The organism is Mesorhizobium sp. AR07, from assembly GCF_024746815.1.
In the GTDB taxonomy this organism is placed as follows: domain Bacteria; phylum Pseudomonadota; class Alphaproteobacteria; order Rhizobiales; family Rhizobiaceae; genus Mesorhizobium.
In genome coordinates this window covers 5161610-5179276 of the sequence record NZ_CP080525.1, presented here as the reverse complement: position 1 = coordinate 5179276, position 17667 = coordinate 5161610, and the positions used below count along the sequence as shown (strand labels likewise).

16 protein-coding genes and 1 pseudogene are annotated in these 17667 nt (G+C 63.1%); 9 read left to right on the top strand and 8 right to left on the bottom strand.

Annotation, left to right across the window (positions count from 1 at the left end):
* Positions 1 to 134 precede the first annotated feature (134 nt).
* From trpS to BPNPMPFG_RS26000, 3 genes are all read left to right on the top strand, one after another.
* Positions 135 to 1202, top strand: coding sequence for a tryptophan--tRNA ligase (gene trpS / locus BPNPMPFG_RS26010; RefSeq protein WP_258591466.1), 1068 nt, complete (start codon positions 135 to 137; stop codon positions 1200 to 1202).
* 112 nt (positions 1203 to 1314) lie between these two features.
* Complete coding sequence (locus tag BPNPMPFG_RS26005) at positions 1315 to 1806, top strand: universal stress protein (protein WP_258591465.1); 492 nt, start codon at positions 1315 to 1317, stop codon at positions 1804 to 1806.
* A gap of 154 nt (positions 1807 to 1960) precedes the next feature.
* Positions 1961 to 2530 (top strand): NifU family protein, encoded by a 570-nt coding sequence (locus tag BPNPMPFG_RS26000; protein ID WP_258591464.1) that lies wholly within the window; start codon positions 1961 to 1963, stop codon positions 2528 to 2530.
* Positions 2531 to 2839: 309 nt separating this feature from the next.
* Here BPNPMPFG_RS26000 and BPNPMPFG_RS25995 read toward each other — a convergent pair whose 3' ends face one another.
* The gene (locus tag BPNPMPFG_RS25995; RefSeq protein ID WP_258591463.1) at positions 2840 to 3457 is read right to left on the bottom strand and encodes a L,D-transpeptidase; all 618 of its coding nucleotides are present in this window, start codon (positions 3455 to 3457) and stop codon (positions 2840 to 2842) included.
* Between the two features lie 227 nt (positions 3458 to 3684).
* On the opposite strand from BPNPMPFG_RS25995, the pseudogene cueR reads away from it, so the two are divergent.
* A pseudogene (gene cueR, locus BPNPMPFG_RS25990) lies at positions 3685 to 4098 on the top strand (Cu(I)-responsive transcriptional regulator).
* A gap of 137 nt (positions 4099 to 4235) precedes the next feature.
* Positions 4236 to 5114 carry a hypothetical protein gene (locus tag BPNPMPFG_RS25985; RefSeq protein WP_258591462.1) on the top strand — a complete coding sequence of 293 codons (879 nt, stop codon included), beginning with the start codon at positions 4236 to 4238 and terminating at the stop codon, positions 5112 to 5114.
* Here the strand turns inward: BPNPMPFG_RS25985 and BPNPMPFG_RS25980 are convergent.
* Positions 5111 to 5284, bottom strand: a complete 174-nt coding sequence (locus tag BPNPMPFG_RS25980; RefSeq protein WP_258591461.1) for a hypothetical protein — start codon at positions 5282 to 5284, stop codon at positions 5111 to 5113. The genes BPNPMPFG_RS25985 and BPNPMPFG_RS25980 overlap by 4 nt on opposite strands.
* A gap of 286 nt (positions 5285 to 5570) precedes the next feature.
* Between BPNPMPFG_RS25980 and BPNPMPFG_RS25975 the strand changes: the two genes are divergently transcribed.
* Positions 5571 to 6233, top strand: coding sequence for a winged helix-turn-helix domain-containing protein (locus tag BPNPMPFG_RS25975; protein WP_258591460.1), 663 nt, complete (start codon positions 5571 to 5573; stop codon positions 6231 to 6233).
* Positions 6234 to 6309: 76 nt separating this feature from the next.
* Here BPNPMPFG_RS25975 and BPNPMPFG_RS25970 read toward each other — a convergent pair whose 3' ends face one another.
* Positions 6310 to 7263, bottom strand: coding sequence for an IS1595 family transposase (locus BPNPMPFG_RS25970; protein ID WP_258591459.1), 954 nt, complete (start codon positions 7261 to 7263; stop codon positions 6310 to 6312).
* Between the two features lie 117 nt (positions 7264 to 7380).
* Between BPNPMPFG_RS25970 and BPNPMPFG_RS25965 the strand changes: the two genes are divergently transcribed.
* Positions 7381 to 7881, top strand: a complete 501-nt coding sequence (locus BPNPMPFG_RS25965; RefSeq protein ID WP_258596931.1) for an MmcB family DNA repair protein — start codon at positions 7381 to 7383, stop codon at positions 7879 to 7881.
* Between the two features lie 280 nt (positions 7882 to 8161).
* The gene (locus tag BPNPMPFG_RS25960; protein ID WP_413776807.1) at positions 8162 to 9292 is read left to right on the top strand and encodes an IS481 family transposase; all 1131 of its coding nucleotides are present in this window, start codon (positions 8162 to 8164) and stop codon (positions 9290 to 9292) included.
* A 155-nt stretch (positions 9293 to 9447) separates the two neighbouring features.
* Here the strand turns inward: BPNPMPFG_RS25960 and nhaA are convergent, their stop codons facing one another.
* Positions 9448 to 10644, bottom strand: a complete 1197-nt coding sequence (nhaA, locus tag BPNPMPFG_RS25955; protein ID WP_258591457.1) for a Na+/H+ antiporter NhaA — start codon at positions 10642 to 10644, stop codon at positions 9448 to 9450.
* Between the two features lie 255 nt (positions 10645 to 10899).
* On the opposite strand from nhaA, the gene BPNPMPFG_RS25950 reads away from it, so the two are divergent.
* On the top strand, positions 10900 to 11844 hold the full coding sequence (locus BPNPMPFG_RS25950; RefSeq protein WP_258590634.1) for an IS110 family RNA-guided transposase: 945 nt from the start codon (positions 10900 to 10902) through the stop codon (positions 11842 to 11844).
* A 264-nt stretch (positions 11845 to 12108) separates the two neighbouring features.
* Here BPNPMPFG_RS25950 and BPNPMPFG_RS25945 read toward each other — a convergent pair whose 3' ends face one another.
* The 4 genes from BPNPMPFG_RS25945 to BPNPMPFG_RS25930 all read right to left on the bottom strand — a co-directional run bounded on the left by BPNPMPFG_RS25945 (position 12109) and on the right by BPNPMPFG_RS25930 (position 17661).
* On the bottom strand, positions 12109 to 12672 hold the full coding sequence (locus BPNPMPFG_RS25945; RefSeq protein ID WP_258591456.1) for an ActR/PrrA/RegA family redox response regulator transcription factor: 564 nt from the start codon (positions 12670 to 12672) through the stop codon (positions 12109 to 12111).
* 85 nt (positions 12673 to 12757) lie between these two features.
* The gene (locus BPNPMPFG_RS25940; RefSeq protein WP_258591455.1) at positions 12758 to 14083 is read right to left on the bottom strand and encodes an ActS/PrrB/RegB family redox-sensitive histidine kinase; all 1326 of its coding nucleotides are present in this window, start codon (positions 14081 to 14083) and stop codon (positions 12758 to 12760) included.
* A 129-nt stretch (positions 14084 to 14212) separates the two neighbouring features.
* Positions 14213 to 16723 (bottom strand): ATP-dependent helicase HrpB, encoded by a 2511-nt coding sequence (gene hrpB, locus BPNPMPFG_RS25935; protein ID WP_258591454.1) that lies wholly within the window; start codon positions 16721 to 16723, stop codon positions 14213 to 14215.
* Between the two features lie 47 nt (positions 16724 to 16770).
* Complete coding sequence (locus tag BPNPMPFG_RS25930) at positions 16771 to 17661, bottom strand: DMT family transporter (RefSeq protein WP_258591453.1); 891 nt, start codon at positions 17659 to 17661, stop codon at positions 16771 to 16773.
* Positions 17662 to 17667: the final 6 nt, after the last annotated feature.

The window sequence follows — 17667 nt, the reverse complement described above, 5'->3', positions numbered from 1 at the left end:
TCTTGTCCCTGTTCCTTGGAGTCTGCTCCAAGGCCCGATAGCCCTTGATCCTCTCCCCGCACTCGTCCATAAGCGCGCCGTCGAAAGACTTTCGCCGCGCGCGAAACGGCCCTCCACAAGCCAAGGGAACAACCATGACCGCCTTCAAGCCACTCGTCTTTTCCGGCGTCCAGCCGACCGGCAATCTGCACCTCGGCAACTATCTCGGCGCCATCAAGAAATTCGTCGCCCTGCAGGACACCTCCGATTGCATCTATTGCGTCGTCGACCTGCATTCGCTGACGGCACAGCTCGTGCACCAAGACCTCGCCGACCAGACGCGGTCGATCACCGCGGCGTTCCTCGCGTCCGGCATCGACCCGAAGAAGCACATCGTCTTCAACCAGTCGCGGGTCATGCAGCATGCGGAGCTTGCCTGGATCTTCAATTGCGTGGCGCGCATCGGCTGGATGAACCGCATGACGCAGTTCAAGGACAAGGCTGGCAAGGACCGCGAGAACGCTTCGCTTGGCCTACTTGCCTATCCGAGCCTGATGGCCGCCGACATCCTCGTCTACCGCGCCACCCACGTGCCGGTCGGCGACGACCAGAAGCAGCACCTGGAGCTGACCCGCGACATCGCGCAAAAATTCAACAACGACTTCTCGGACCGCATCGCCGCCCTTGGCGTCGGCGTCGAGATGCAGATCGGCGAAGAGACCGTGAACGGCTATTTCCCGCTGACCGAGCCGGTCATCGGCGGACCGGCGGCGCGCATCATGTCGCTGCGCGACGGCTCAAAGAAGATGTCGAAATCGGACCCGTCGGACCTGTCGCGCATCAACCTGACCGACGATGCCGATGCCATCTCGAAGAAGATCCGCAAGGCCAAGACCGACCCGGAGGCATTGCCGAGCGAGCTGGACGGATTGGCCAGCCGGCCCGAGGCGGAAAACCTGGTCGGCATCTATGCGGGTCTCGCCGAGATGTCGAAGGCGGATGTGCTGAAGGAATTCGCCGGCCAGCAGTTTTCGGTGTTCAAGCCGGCACTGGCCGACCTTGCGGTGGAAAAGCTGGCGCCGATCGCCAGCGAAACGCGTCGCATTTCCGCCGACCGCGCCTATGTCGATGCCGTGCTCGGGGATGGCGGCGAGCGCGCCGGCGTGCTGGCCGAAGCGACGATGAAGACAGTGCGCGACATCATCGGGCTGCTGCAGGGCTGACGCGGGGTTCACCCCGGGTTTGTCCGCACCAACACTGCCGCACGGACCGGTGGCTTGCTCCCGGTCTGCGGCGGTGGCAGATTGCGGCCGAAATAGCACCGAGTAGATAGACATGGTCTCCAAACGCCTCAGTCGCGAAGCCGGCCATCGCCGCAAGTTCCTGACGATCATCGACGATACGCCCGAATGCGAGCGCGCCGTCGCCTATGCTTCGAAGCGGGCGCAGAGCACCAGCGGCACGCTGGTGCTGCTCTATGTCATCGTGCCGGACGATTTCCAGCACTGGCTGGGTGTCGAGAAGATCATGCGCGAGGAAGCGAACGCCACGGCGCGCGCCGCGCTCGACAGCTATGCCAACAAGGTGCGCCAGAAGCTCGGCATCGAGCCGGAGATGGTGGTGCGCGAGGGCAAGCCGACGGAAGAGATCCACAAGCTGATCGAGGACGACCAGGACATCGCCATCCTGGTGCTGGCCGCCGGCGCCGGCAAGGAAGGGCCAGGACCGCTGGTCGGCGCGGTGGCCGGCAAGGGTGCCGCCTTTCCGATCCCGGTTACCGTGGTGCCGCAGAATTTGTCGGACGAGGAGATCGACAGCCTCGCCTGAGGCCCGCCCGGGATTCAGCGCCCGAGCCAAATCCCTCGCAAAAACATTCCGCCAGCCGGCCGTTCCGGCGATGCGTTTCGCTTGAATGTCCAGCCAATAGAGCCTATTTAGAACTATTCCAAACTAGTTGCCCGAAATGGGCACGGAGACGGCCATGTTCATCCAGACCGAATCGACGCCAAACCCGGCAACGCTGAAATTCTTGCCCGGCAAGGAAGTGCTTGTGGAAGGCACCGCTGATTTCCGCGATGCCGACAGCGCCGCGGAAGCCTCGCCGCTGGCCGGCCGGCTGTTCGAAATTCCCGGCGTCACCGGCGTGTTCTTCGGCTATGATTTCATCACCGTGACCAAGGATGGCCCCGACTGGCAGCATCTGAAGCCGGCGATCCTGGGCGCCATCATGGAGCATTTCATGTCCGGCGCGCCCGTCATGGCCAAGGCCGGTCCCGCCGCCGAGACCAGCCAGACCGGTGAGTTCTACGACAAGGCCGACGAGGAACTCGTCATCACCATCAAGGAACTGCTCGACACGCGGGTGCGCCCGGCGGTCGCCCAGGACGGCGGCGACATCACCTTCCGCGGCTTCGAGAACGGCACCGTGTTCCTGCACATGAAGGGCGCCTGCGCCGGCTGCCCGTCATCGACGGCGACACTGAAGCACGGCATCCAGAATCTTTTGCGCCACTTCGTGCCTGAGGTGCAGCAGGTCGAACAGGTCTCCTGATCGTTCCGTTTGAGCAATTCCAGGAAAAGTGTGAAACGGTTTTCCCGGGAAAAGCGCGTAGCGCTTTCCCTAGGGAATTGCGTCAAAACAAAGAGATAGAGCGGTTCTGCGTTTCGTGAAACGATGAACCGCTTTGGCCGCCTTGCCGGCAAGACAGATTCACTCAATCGCACAAACAAAAAACCGGGCCAAATTGCCCGGTTTTCTGTTTGGGACGTCCGTTGTTGCCTAGACGGTCCGCGTACGAAGGGTGCCTCTATCTGATCATGATCTTTCCGGAAACCGGTACCGGTTTCTCGGCATCATGGTCTAAAGAACAATGACCTTGGCGCCGACCGAGGCGCGGTCATAGAGGTCGATAATGTCCTGATTCATCAGGCGGATACAGCCTGACGACATCGCCTTGCCAATCGAATTCCATTCCGGGCTGCCGTGCAGGCGATAGCCCGAATCACCGCCCTTGTTGAACAGGTACATGGCGCGCGCACCGAGCGGGTTCTTCAACCCCGGCTCCATGCCATCGGCAAACTTGGCCAGTTCCGGCTGGCGGTGGATCATCTGCGAGGGCGGCGTCCAGGTCGGCCATTCGCGCTTCAGCGCAATATGGGCGGTGCCGTGCCACTCGAAGCCCTCGCGGCCGACGCCGATGCCATAGCGAATTGCCCTTCCGTCGCCCTCGATGAAGTAGAGGAACTTGTTTTGCGTATCGACGATGATGGTGCCCGGCTTTTCCGCGCTGTCGTAGTTCACCTCTTGCCGATGGTACTTCATCGGCACTTTTTCAATCGGTATGCGCGGCAGCTGGTAACCGGCATCGGTCACCGAACCATAGTCGTTGGAGAACATCTGCATGCCGATGCTGCTGCAACCAGCGATGGCAGTGGACAGCGCCAGTGCGGCGGCGATTGCAAGCGACTTCATGCGCATGAGATGATCCGGTGCCTCGCCCCAACTTCAGCGGCACGAGTCGGCCGCTTTCTCACCGTCATTCATGCTGGCATTTGCTTTGCTTGCCAAGCACGCGATGCCTATCTACCTGGGTTGGCGTGCTGGTATGCGTATCACTATGACATTTCGGCAACAGGCCTCACAAGATTGTGAAGGAAATTCAATGGGCAAAGCCGCAAGCCCATGAGGAATCGAGGAAAATCATCATGAATGTCGGTGGCGCCGCCAAACCGTTCGGGCCTGCCCGCCAAGACCATCCGCTACTATGAAGAGATCGGCCTGATCGCGCCGGCGCGCATCGCCAACGGCTACCCGACTATTCCGGTGACGACATCCACCGGCTGGCCTTTCTGCGCCGCGCGCGCAACCTGGGCTTTTCCATCGACGATTGCCGCCAGCTGATGGCGTTCTACCAGGATCACAGCCGCGCCAGCCATGACGTGCGCGAAATCGCCGTCGCCCATGTCGGCGCGATCGAGGAGAAAGTGCGCGAACTGCAGTCGATGCGCTCGACCTTGCAGACGCTGATCCACGCCTGCCACGGCAACCAAAGGCCGGACTGCCCAATACTGGATGACATGGCGGGGGCGGTGTTGTTCCGAGTACAATCGCCTGCATAAAGGCGATTATCTGGTTGACAAACCCATTGGCGAATCAAGGCCGCGCTGATATGAATCGCGCATGGGAAAGACCACTTCACATTGGCCTAGACTGGTGGCGGCGCTGTTTTTCGTCGCCGGTCTCTGGCGGTGGGTTCTTGACCTGTTCGATTGGGGCGGGCGCATCGATCTTACTCATCGCGCATGTGCACGAGCTTGGATGGATCGGCCTTGTGATCGCGTTCCTTTTGAACCCCTCGCCATGGATTATTGTGCCGGCGCTTGTGGTCGGTTTTTTGTTGCTCTACCTCGACAATAAGCGACATCGAAACCCAGTTTTGGTTGAGGCGGTTGAAGCCCCGGAATCGCGGCTCGTGCCTAACTGGCCTATCCGCGATTTATTCCTACACATAGACCCTTCCATAACGAAGAACCCCTACCGCGACCCAGAAACGGAAGTCGCCAGAGACATCCTCGATTATCTGGCAACCGGTCGGCTTCATTCATGGGGACGCTTCACTGGGAGCAATGGAGCGCTTGTCCCGATACCGGAAGATTTCTGGAAGGAAGCCGAATGGGTAATGATGTTCTTTGGCCCGGACGATGCAGAGCAAATCCATGCTCGGTATCCGGCGAACAACAAGGGATATCGTGATATTCAATTCAACAAGGCCGAGGCTCTAGCCAACTGGCCGAAATCAATAGCGACGGTTTGGCCCGATTTTGCCAAATGGGACAAGATCGATCCCCTAGAGGCGTATCAAGCCGCCTGCCTTTGGGCGGATGAGGAGCCTAAGCTCCCATGGCCGTCATGGGGTGCAGAAAAGATCTATCGCAAACTAAACGACGCAGCTTTGGCGCACGATCTCCTCGTAGGAGGTGGTGACACTGTTAGGAAAGCAACCTTGGATGCCATAGAAACGGTAACGTCCAAGGCAATTAATCCACACGGCGAGGTATGGCGCGAGGATATGAGAAAGCTCGCTGAAAAGTGGGGCGAGAAACCGAAGTTTCTGTATCCCCGGAGCCGCGTCTAATCCTTACCGCTTTCGTTGCGCTGGCGGCGCAGAAACTCTTTTATCTGTTCCTGGGTCAGCTTCGGAGCATGGGCGATCTTGTTCACCACGGCTTCGAAAGCGGCGTCTGACTGATCTGTTTTCAGTTCGCGCGCCGCTTGCCTGAATTTATCGAGTTGGGATTCTTTCATCGCGCCTTCCGCTTGAATTGTGTGTGTGTGTTCACACACCGGCCCGCTTGAATGTGTGGCCGACTCATGCGATAAGGGTGAACGGCATTCGTGGTGCCGTTCACCCTTAGACCTCAATCCAGCCGTCGGGGCCAAGACAGAGGAGGTTGCAAAGAAGATGACGGCCAGATTAGCGAGAGGGGGTCCACGACCCCTGATGTCCCACTGGAAGACCGCCTGTCGGCTGCTTCGCAGTCAGTATCGACGGTTTCCCGTATAGCACCACTAAGCTCCGGGAGCAACAAAAATGTCTGTGGAATCAATGGCCACTGACCCGTACGAGGTTGTGCTCAACGATCTCCGGGCCAAGAAGGCTCAAATAGAACAAGCCATTAGCGCCATCGAAGCGATCAGGGGCGGCATGTCATCGGCGGCCACTTCAATGGCGTCTCCAGCGCCAAGCGCAAGTCAGAATGCGGATATTGATTCGCCCGGCGCGTTCCTGGGAATGTCGATTGTGGACGCCGCAAAGAAGTTGCTCGCAGCCAAGCGGCAACCCTTGCGCAATCCCGACATTGCCGCTGCATTCAAGCGCGGGGGCCTTGCAATGAACTCGAAAGATGCGGTGAACACGATTGGTTCGATCCTTACGCGACGTGCCAATGATGTTGGCGACCTTGTTAAGGTGGACCGTGGAACGTGGGGCCTAAAGGAATGGTATCCCAACCGTAGCTTTAAGAAGGGGAACGGCGAACCGCGCGAGCCTGTTAAGGGCGCAGAGGAACTAGTGAACTCTGAGGCGGCGTCCCCTGCTGTGGGGGCATCTACCATTGTGGCCTCGGTCCCGTTTATGATCACGAATGCTATGCGCGAGAAGCTTCGCAGTTTTGGGGCAAGCGAAGATGATATCAAGAATATGACCCCCGAAGAGGCCCGCAGTTACATCGAGACGTTTGATCTAGACCCCTGACTTTTTCTTGCGCTTCGCATATCGCCAGTAGGGCAATTCGAGTTGAACGGGCTTTCGGAAGTGCGTCCGCTTTTCGTCAAGCAGGTCTATGATAGGTGAGGCGCTTACCGGCGGCACCCTTCAAGGCGATGAAAGCGCGCGTGCCATCATCAACACCAAGCGCAATGCGGTTGCTGTAGCGGAAGTCGAATTCTGCCAGATAGCGGTGCAGATGGTGTTCTGCGCAATGCTGATAGACGCCCTTCATGCCGCGCTTGAAGATCGAATAGAAGCCCTCGACGGTGTTCGTGTGGACGGTCTTTCCGCCTTCGTAGCGGACATATTCGTCCTTGGAATGCGTGACGACATCGTGGGAAGCGAATTCTTGGCCCACGCGGCGATACATGCCAGCCTCATCCGTCATCAGCGCGCTTTCCTCGGCGATGTTGGCGCGAACGATCGGCATCACGGTTCCAATGCGGGCGGTATCGACATGGAAGGAGCGGGCGCGGCCACCACGTTCCACCAGCGTAACGACAGTGTTCTTGTGAGCGCCACCTCCGGTCTTAACCGGGGTGCCAGCCAGACGGCCAATGTAGGTTTCGTCTACTTCGACGGTCTTGCCATTGCCGCCCATGGGAGACAGTTCGCCAGACGCCATTGCAAGGCGAATGCGGTGGCACAGGAACCAAGCGGCCTCATAGGTGCATTCGAGTATGCGGTGCATCTGGTGGGCGCTGATGCCCTTCTTTGAGGAGCACATGAGGTGGATAGCCTGTAGCCACTTGGTCAGCGGCAAATGGCTTTCCTCGAAGATCGAACCCATGCGGACGGTGAACTGCGAACGGCAAGCGCTGCACTTGTACAGGCCGTGGCGCTCGACGCCATTAGGGTTTTTCTTCGAAGGCTTGGTGCGAACGCCCTTCAATGTGTAGTGCTTATCCATCGAACCGCACTTGGGGCACACCGGACCCTGGGGCCAAAGAATGCCTTCGACGTGTTCGAAAGCCTTGGCTTCGTCGTGGAACTCGGGGCGGGACAGGACAGACATGGCAAACGTTCCTAAGTTGTTGGAATCTTTCTACCTCTCAGGTTTGGGTTTGTCAACCAGATAATCGCCTGCATAAAACAGGTTCAAACCGTGAACAGAATCTGGCATCGTGCCGCCATGCCGATCATCTCACCTATCGCAATCAACCCGCTCATCGACGGTCGCCAGTCCGAACGCGCCATGCTGGTGCGGCGCGGCGTGCAGCGGCTGTTAATGGAGATGGGCGCGCATGTGCTGCCCGAACTGTCGCTGGCCACCGGCCGCCGCGCCGACCTCGTCGCGCTGACCCGGCAGGGTGATATCTGGATCATCGAGATCAAATCCTCGATCGAGGATTTCCGGGTCGACCGCAAATGGCCCGACTACCGGCTGCATTCCGACCGCTTCTTCTTCGCCACCCATCCCGGCGTGCCGTCGGAGATCTTTCCGCAGGAATGCGGCTTCATCCTCTCCGACGGCTACGGCGCCGAGATCCTGCGCGATGCGCCGGAGCACCGCATGGCGGCGGCAACGCGCAAGGCGCTGATGCTGCGGATCGCGCGGGCCGGTGCTTCGCGGCTGCTGGCGGCTGAGCTTGCAGGCGTGTCGGTGCCGGCGCTGGAGGGGGAGAGCGAGTAGGTTTCAGACCTGGGATTCCTCGCCCGGCAGGGCTATCGCAGATGGAGCGAGGCTTTCGCTCTACGATATACCCCCACCCCTAACCCTCCCCACAAGGGGGAGGGAGACTTTCGTTGGCGCTGAACCTTGGCAAATTGCCTGCCTTTTTGACGACGACGAAGAAGTAAAAGCACGCGGCAGCGTTCCCTCCCCCTTGTGGGTGTTTGGACCGGAGACATCGCGAACAGGTGTGCGAAGACATCGCGAACAGTTTTGCGCGTTTTGCGCGAGGGGGTTCGGGATGCCATTCGGGGACAACAGCGCGATGAAACAGAAATTGGAATTCGTCAGGTTGGCGAGCGCGGCGGGTGCGAATGTGAGCGCGTTGTGTCGGCGCTTCGGAATCGGCCGGACGTTGGCCCACAAGCTGATCGCTCGCTATCGAGCGCAAGGCGATGCGGGGCTTTTGGAGCGTTCGCGGCAGCCCCATTTGAGCCCACGGCGCAGCGCCCCTGAGGTCGAAGCGGCAGCCCTTTGGGTGCGTGCGGCGCATCCGGCCTGGGGTGGGCGCAAGATCGCGCGTGTGCTCGCTCGCGAGGGTATCGGCACCCCTTCGCCCTCGACGGTGACCGGCATCCTGCGCCGCAACGGGATCGAGCTCGGATTGCAGGGCGGCGGGGCGCAGCCTTTCATCCGCTTCGAGCACGAAGCCCCCAACGATCTGTGGCAGATGGACTTCAAGGGCCATGTCGCCCTGCGCACCGGCCGGCTGCATCCGCTCACCGTGCTCGACGACCATTCGCGCTTCTCGGTCGTGCTGTCGGCCTGCTCCGATCAGACCACCCAAACCGTGCAAACGCGCCTGATCGAGGCCTTCCGTCGCTATGGCCTGCCGTGGCGCATCGCCACCGACAATGGCCCGCCCTGGGGCGATGGCGGCCGCAACAACTTCACGCTGCTCACCGTCTGGTTGATCGAGGCCAGCGTCGCCGTCAGCCACTCCAGGCCTTGCCACCCGCAGACACTCGGCAAGGACGAGCGCTTCCACCGAACGCTCAAGGCCGAGGCGCTGCAGGGACCACCCTTCGCCGATCTCGCCAAGGCTCAGCACGCCTTCGACCAGTGGGGCCATGTCTACAACGCCCAGCGTCCCCACGACGCGCTGGACGGCGCCGTGCCGCTCGACCGCTACCGGGCCTCGCAGCGCCAGTATCGCGAAATTGTCGAGCCGTTCGAATACGCCAAGGACGATCTCATCCGCCGCGTTCAGCAGCATGGCTTCGTCTCTATTCTCGGCCGCAAAATGCGCCTCTGCAAAGCCTTCGCCGGAAAATCCGTTGCCTTCCGTCCGACCGCAACAGACGGCCTCTTCGACGCCTGGTTCAGGCACCAGAAAATAGAAACCATCGACCTCAATGCCATGGCTCGATAGCATGCAAAACTGTTCGCGATGTCCTCGCACACCTGTTCGCGATGTCTCCGGTCCAAACAGTGGGGAGGGTTAGGGTGGGGGTCCTTCTTCGCAAGAATCCCTGTGCGTTTGCCCTGCACGAAGTGGAGGGAGGAACCTGGCAACGCCAACCGGTCCTACTCCTCGCCCTCCTCCACGCCGCCCGCCGCCGGCGCCATCAGCAGCACCGCGGCGCCGAGGATGGCGGCGATGAAGGAGCCGGCGAGGATGCCGACCTTGACCGCGTCCTGCAGCGCCACATCGCTGGCGAAGGCGAGCAGGCCGATGAACAGGCTCATTGTGAAGCCTATGCCGCACAGCAGCGAGATGCCGATCATGTGCGTCCAGCCCGCATTGGCCGGCAGGTCGGCAAGGCCGAGCCGGATGGCAAGGGCCGAGGAGCCGAACACGCCGACCAGCTTGCCGACGACGAGGCCGGCGGCGACACCCAGCGTCAACGGTTCGATCAGCGCGCCAAAGCTCAGGCCGGCGAGCGAAACGCCGGCATTGGCAAAGCCGAAGATCGGGATGACGACAAAGGGGACTATTCCGTGCAGGCCATGTTCGAGCCGGTGCAGCGGCGAATGGTCGAGATCGTGGCCGGTCCCGGCGGAGCGTTCGAGGGGGATGGTCAAGGCCAGCGCCACGCCGGCGAGCGTCGCATGGACGCCCGATTTCAGCACCAGCACCCACAGGATGACGCCGAGCACCAGATAGGGCACCAGCGTCATCACCCGCATGCGGTTGAGCACGACGAGCACGGCAATGACGGCGAAGGCGGCGCCGAGATAGGCGAGCGACAGGCCGCTGGTGTAGAAGATGGCGATGATGATCACGGCGCCGAGATCGTCGATGATGGCGAGCGCGGTGAGGAAAACCTTCAACGAGGCCGGCACACGACTGCCGAGCAGCGACAGCACGCCGAGCGCGAAAGCAATGTCGGTGGCGGTCGGGATCGCCCAGCCTGACAGCGCGGCCGTATTATCGCGGTTGATCGCGACATAGACGAGCGCTGGAACCAGCATGCCGCCGGCGGCGGCGATGCCGGGCAGCGCGCGCCTCGGCCAGGTCGAAAGCTGGCCGTCCAGCATCTCGCGCTTGATCTCCAGGCCGACGAGCAGGAAGAACACCGCCATCAGCCCGTCATTGACCCAGTGCGACACGCTGAGCGGGCCGAGATAGGCGTGCAGGACGGAGAAATAGGTTTCGGCGAGCGGCGAATTGGCGACGATCAGGGCAAGAGCAGCCGCCGCCATCAGGATGATGCCGCCGGCCGCCTCGCTATCAAGAAATTCGCGGAAGATGGAGACCGGTCGCTGCTTCAAATCCTGCATGTCGCCTCCGTCGCCTCAGATTCGAATTCGCCCCATCACCCAATTCCGAGCGCTGGCTCCGCCCCTTGTGTGTTTGGAATATGCATAATGGAGGGTGCCACGAACCGGTGGATGTTCCGGTTCGTGGCGGCGGTCGAGAGCCCGTCGCCCCTCAGGTGGCCTAAACCGTAGGTGAGCTGGGGCCCGACCGCCTTCTTTGTGAACCCGAACAGTTGCAAGGGGCAAGCCCCCGCACACAAGGAAGGGATTGAGGAGATGGCTGAAGAGACGGTTCAGGACGTCGGTATTGACGTCGCCAAGTGGTGGCTCGATGTGTCGGTGTTTCAGACGCTAGAACGAGCCCGTTTCGACAACGACAAGGACGGCTGGGCCGAGCTGATCAAGTGGCTGACGGGTCGCAATGTGCGCGCCATCGGCATGGAGCCGAGCGGCGGCTATGAGCGCGGTGTGGCCAAGGCGCTGCGCAAGGCGAACCTGCCGGCCAGGAACGTCAATCCGCACAAGCTGCGCCACTATGCCCGCGCCCTTGGCCGGCTGGCCAAGAACGATCGCATCGATGCGCTGCTGATTGCGCGCTACACCGCCGAACTGCCGACCCGGCCGGTGCGCTGTGACCCAATCGCCGAGCAACTCGCCGATCTGGTCGTTGCCCGCAGGCAGCTCAGCGACGACAAGGTCAGCCTCGCCAACCAGCTCGAGCAGATACGCGAGCCGACGGTCAAGCGCATGTTCACCCGGCGGCTGCGGCGCATCGAGCTCGATATCGCTCTGCTTGCCAAACGGATGGCCGAACTCGTCGCCAGCCAGCCAGCGCTCGCGGCCAGGGATCGCCTGATCCAGTCCTTCTGCGGTGCCGGCCCAGTGTTCAGCCACACCGTGCTTGCTCTGGCTCCCGAGATTGGTGAGGCCTCGCGACGAGAGATCGCAGCCCTTGCCGGCCTCGCGCCCTACGACTTCGACACCGGCACTTTCCGAGGCAAGCGCAGCATCTGGGGTGGCCGTCATGACGTGCGCAGGGTGGTCTACATGGCAGCACTCACCGCCAGTCGCTCCAATCCTGTGCTCAAGGCTTTCCATCAGCGCCTCATTGCAAACGGCAAGGCGCCGAAAGTCGCTCTCATCGCCGTCGCGCGAAAGATACTGACCATCCTCAGTGCCATGATCCGAAACAACGAACCGTGGAACCCAGCCCGACCCTGACAAACACAGTTGCTCACCTGCCTGCCGGCATCCTCTCCCCGTATAGTGACGGGGAGAGGGACGCTGTCATCGACGGTTTCGCCAACTGTCAGCGTCGCAAGAAGGGTGCCGAGGTTGCGGACGGCCTCCGTCTCCCCGTCCCTATACGGGGAGAAGTGCCCGGCAGGGCGATGAGGGGCGGCGCTGTCATCGACAAATTGGTGGTCCCCGCGTTGGAAGCTTTCATCATTGATATGAAAGCGATTGCCCGTGCCTCAAGCGATCTCAGCGCGGCGCGCGCTTGGCCAATATCCGCTGCAAGGTGCGGCGATGCATGTTGAGGCGGCGCGCCGTCTCGGAGACATTGCGCTCGCACATTTCATAGACGCGCTGGATATGCTCCCAGCGGACACGGTCGGCCGACATCGGGTTTTCCGGGGGTGCAGCGCGCTCGCCGGCGGTGCGGGTGAGTGCGGCGAAGACATCGTCGGCGTCGGCCGGCTTGGAGAGGTAATCGACGGCGCCGAGCTTCACCGCCGTCACCGCGGTGGCGATGTTGCCGTAGCCCGTCAGGATGATGGTGCGGGAATCGTCGCGCTTCTCGCGGATCGCGGCGACCACGTCGAGGCCGTTGCCGTCGCCGAGCCGCATGTCGACCACGGCGTAGGCGGGCGGATTGGCGCGCGCCTTGGCAACCGCCTCCTCGACGCTCTCGGCCGTCTCGACCACGAAGCCCCTGGTTTCCATGGCGCGGGCCAGACGCGTGAGGAACGGCTTGTCGTCATCGACGATGAGCAGCGAGGTGTCCTCGCCTTCAACCATTGGGCCAATATTTTCGTCGCCTGTCATAGTCTCAAAATTCCTGCTGCCTTAATTTTACGCAGATATAGTTCCTGAGCCTCATTGTCCAATTTTTAGAGCCCCCTCAAGGCGCTCAGGCGGTGTCGAACATGCTGGCCGACGTGACTTCCGGATTGAGGAACACCCCGCGCGGCCATGATATCTGTACCACGGCGCCCTCGCCCAGGCCGCTCGAATTGCGGAAATCGAGCGTAGCGCCCGAACGTTCGAGCAGCGTCTTGGCAATGAACAGACCGAGCCCCAGGCCGCCGCCGGCTTCATTGCCCTGGCGCGTCGACATATAGGGCTCGCCGATGCGGTCGATGATCTCGGCGGGAAACCCCGGCCCGTCATCGATGATCGAGAAGGTGATGGTGGCCTCGTCCCAGCTCCAGCGCACGGTGACGCTCTTGCGGGCGAAATCGACGGCGTTCTCAACCAGATTGCCGAGACCGTAGATGACGCCCGGATTGCGGCGCCCGACCGGCTCGGGCCCGATGCGTTCGCCAGGCCGAAGCTTGATCGAGATGCCGAAGTCGCGATGCGGGGCGGTGACCTCCTCGACCAGCGAGGTCAGCGGCAGCCGGGAGAGATGCGCCTCGCCCTCGGACGACAGGCTGGTCAGGCGCTTGAGGATTTCACGGCAGCGCTCGCTCTGCGAGCGAAGCAGCTTCACGTCTTCCCCGTATTTCGGATCGTTGCCGAGCGCCTTTTCCATCTCCTTGGCGACAAGCGCGATGGTGGCGAGCGGTGTGCCAAGCTCATGCGCCGCCGCCGCCGCCAGCCCGTCGAGCGCCGAAAGGTGCTGCTCGCGCTGCAGCACCAGCTCGGTGGCGGCAAGTGCGTTGGCCAGAAGCCGCGCTTCCGCGGCCACCCGGAAGGCGTACATGGCGGTGAAGGCGATCGACGAGAGCACCGCCATCCAAATGCCGGCGACATAGATGAAAGGCATCGCCAGCGGCGCGTCTTCATGCCAGGGCAATGGCAGATGGACAAAGACCAGCAGGGTCGCCGCCGTCATCACCAGCCCGCCGAGGACCGCGGTCAGGCGCAAGGGCAGCGATGTCGCCGAAATGACGACAGGCACGGTCATCAGCAGCGAGAACGGGTTGGTGAGGCCGCCGGTCATGTAGAGCAGGCCGGCGAGTTGCAGGCTGTCGAAGATGAGGATGCCGAAGGCCGCGAGCGGGGTGAGCCGGTGGGCCGCCGGAAACCGGAAAGCGAGGAACAGGTTCATCCAGGCCGAACAGGCGATCAGCGCGAAGCACAGGCTGACCGGCAGTGGGAATTTCAGGCCATAGGCGACCACGAGCACCGTCAGGCTCTGACCGACGATGGCAAGCCAGCGCAGCCGGATCAGCGTGTTGAGGCGCAGTCGCTGGCTCTGCTGGAAATCGGGCGAACGCAAAACGTTGATCATGGCCAAGAATTACAGCCGTGGGACGGGAAGCGCTAGTATCGCGGCACAGGGATTGATGGGCGTTTGCGCCTGTCGCCAAGGCATGCAGTCCGTCACGCACGCGATTCGTCAAAACTGCTGCGTCGAGAACTACGTCCCGTGCGGCTTGGCGCGGGCGGTGGCGGCGGCGAGCAGCGGATTTTCCGGCCAGACGTGCTTGGGATAGCGGCCGCGCATGTCGGCGCGCACATCGGCCCAGGAGCCGCGCCAGAAGCCGGGCAGGTCGCGCGTCGTCTGGATCGGCCGGTGCGCCGGCGACAGGAGTTCGAGCGTCAGCGGCACCGTGCCATTGGCGATCGAAGGATGGCGGTCGAGGCCGAACAGCTCCTGCACACGAACCGCCAGCACCGGCCATTCGCCGTCATAACGGATCGGCACATGGCTGCCCGACGGGGCGTCGAAATGGGTCGGCGCCAGCGCGTCGATCCGGCGCTGCAAGTCGTGCGGAACAAGCGTCGCCAGGCCGGCCGGGACAACGCCCGGATCGATGGCGGCAAAGGATGCCGCGCCGGACAGGAACGGCAGCAGCCAGTCGTCGAGGCGCTCCAAAAGTGCGGCATCCGCCAAATCGGGCCACGGCGCGCCAAGACCGCGATGCAGCCAGGAGAGCCGCTGGCGCAGCGTTTGCGCCTCCTTGCTCCAGGTCAGCAGCGACAGCCCATGCTCGCGCACCGCATCGAGGATGGCGCGATCGGCATCGGTGCCGGTTGGCGGCGGCAGCATGCGTTCGGACAGCGTGATGGCGCCGAGGCGAACGGCTTCGCGCACGCGCACGGCCCGCTTGTCCCGGTCGAAGCTCGCCTGCCTGCGTGTTTCGATCCTGTCGGCAAGGGCTGCGCGGACATCGTCCTCGCCAATTGCCGCCGCCGCCGTGATGCGCGCATTCTGCGCCTTGCCCTGCAGGTCGGCGACGACCAGCCAGGGTTCGCCCGCCAGCGGATCGGCCGCATCGAGCATGGCGCCCGAGCCGTTGGCCAGCACGAAGCGGCCGCGCTCGCCGCGCGCCTTGGCGACGCGGTCCGGCCAGGCGTGGACGAGGAAGGGGCCGGCGCTGACACCCTCCCCCTTGTGGGGAGGGTCGGCGAGCGCGCCTTGCGCAGCAAGGCGAGAGAGACGGGGTGGGGGTGAAGCCTGCCTCGCCAATCGCTCAGCCAGCTGCCGCGCGGCCGTCGCTCGCGGCGACCGCTCGGAGCGAAACCGCATCAGCCTTCGCTCCAGGTCGGCGCCGTCACCGCCAAGACCACGTTCGGTCAGCAGCACGGCCAGCATGGCCGCCGCGTCGGCATGGCCGCTCCTGGCGGCCTCGGCGACCATATGCGCCAGCCGCACGGGCAGAGCGAGCTTGCGCATCGCCATGCCCGCCTCCGTCAGGCGCCCTGCCTCGTCGATGGCATCCAATGCGCGCAGCAGCGCCCTTGCCTCGTTGAGTGCAGGCGCTGGCGGCGGATCGAGAAAGGCGAGGCTTGTCGGATCGGCGACGCCGAAGGCGGCACAGTCGAGCAGCAGGCCGGACAGATCGGCTTCGAGGATTTCCGGCGGTGTGAAGGCGGGGAGTGCCGCCGTCTGCTCGGCGCGCCACAGCCGGATGGCAACGCCAGCTTGTGTGCGCCCGGCACGGCCGGCGCGCTGGTCGGCCGAGGCCTTGCTGACGCGCACGGTTTCCAGCCGCGTCAGGCCGCTGGCCGGCTCGTAGCGCGGCAAGCGCGACAGGCCGGAATCGATGACGACGCGCACGCCATCGATGGTGATCGAGGTCTCGGCGATCGAGGTCGCCAGCACCACCTTGCGGCGGCCTGCCGGCGCCGGCTTGATCGCCGCGTCCTGCGCCTTGCCGTCAAGCATGCCGTAAAGCGGCACGAGGTCGGTGTCGGCGCCGACCTTGCCGGCCAGCCGCTCGGCGGTGCGCTCGATCTCGCGCTGGCCGGGTAGGAAGGCCAGCACGCTGCCGCTTTCGTCGGCAAGCGCGGAACGGATCGCCTTGGCCATGGCGTCCTCGACGACAATACCGGCCGACCGCTCGTCATAGCGGATGTCAACGGGGAAGGCGCGGCCCTCGCTCTCGATCACCGGCGCGCCCGACAGCAGTTTGGCGACACGCGCGCCGTCGAGCGTCGCCGACATCACCAGTACGCGCAGGTCCGGCCGCAGCGCGCCCTGAACATCGAGTGCAAGTGCCAGACCGAAGTCGCCGTCGAGCGAACGCTCGTGGAATTCGTCGAAGATCACCGCGGAGACGCCGGGCAGTTCGGGATTGTCGAGGATCATGCGCGCCAGCACACCTTCGGTGACGACCAATATCCTGGTCTTTGCCGAAGTGCGGTTCTCCATGCGCATGGCATAGCCGACGGTGGCGCCGGGCTCCTCGCCGAGCAATTCGGCCATGCGGCGGGCGGCGGCGCGGGCGGCGAGCCGGCGCGGTTCGAGCAGGACGATCTTGCCGGCACCCAGCCAAGGCGCGTCGAGCAGCGCCAGCGGCACCAGGGTCGTCTTGCCGGCGCCGGGCGGCGCCACCAGCACGGCGCTGTTGCCACGGCCGAGCGCTTCACTCAGCGCCGGCAGCACGGCGGATACGGGAAGCTCCGGCAAGGGTTTTGTCGTCATCGCGTCCGCATATCAGCGGTCGCGGTCGCCGTGCAACCGGCATGGGCTCAAAGCCGGGTGCGGGAAAACGGGTTCCAGCGCACGGTGCCGAGCCGCGCTTCCTCGCGCACCATGGTCAGCAGGCCGGAACCGCCGACGACAGCGAGGCCGACAAGCGACAGCCAATCCGGGTATTCCCTAAAAAACAGCGCGCCGAGGATGACCGCCCAGACGATCTGCGAATAATGCGTCGGCGCGATCCGGTTGGCGGGCGCGTGCTTGACCGCCAGAAGCTGCAGCAATTGCCCGCAAGCGGTGAAGGCACCGGCCAGCACCAGCCACACCAGTTGCTTGCCGTCCGGCAGCGAGAATGAGGTGGCGGCGGCCCCAACGCCATTGAAAAGCAGGCCATAGCCGACCAGCACGCCCAACATGGTCGTGCGCTTTTCCTGCTGCGCCAGCGAGCGCATCAGGATGACGCTGGCGGCGGCGAGGAAGGCGATGGCGAAGGCGGCTAGATGGCCGAGATGCAACTCGCGAAACCCCGGCCGCACCACCAGCATGACACCGGCAAAGCCAGCGACAACCGCCAGCCATCGCCAGGGGCCAACCTTCTCCTTGAGGATCACCGTGGAGAGGATGGTGACGCAGAGCGGCGCCAGAAAGACCAGCGCATAGACCTCCGCCAGCGGAATGGTGGTGAACGCATAGACGCTGAGCACGCCGGAAGCGATGCCGGCCCAGGCACGCGCCTGCACCGCCCAGGGCCTTTTGGTGCGCCAGAAATCACGCCAGCGCTCGTCGGCCGGCCGCGTGAAGAAAAGAAAACAGCCGGCAAACAGCGTCGTGAAGAACCCGATCTCGAAGACCGTGAACTGACCGCCGAGGCTTTTGACAACGGCATCGCTGCCCGAATAGCTTGCGTAGGCGATCAAAGCGAGCAGGATTCCGTTCGTCACGTTTTT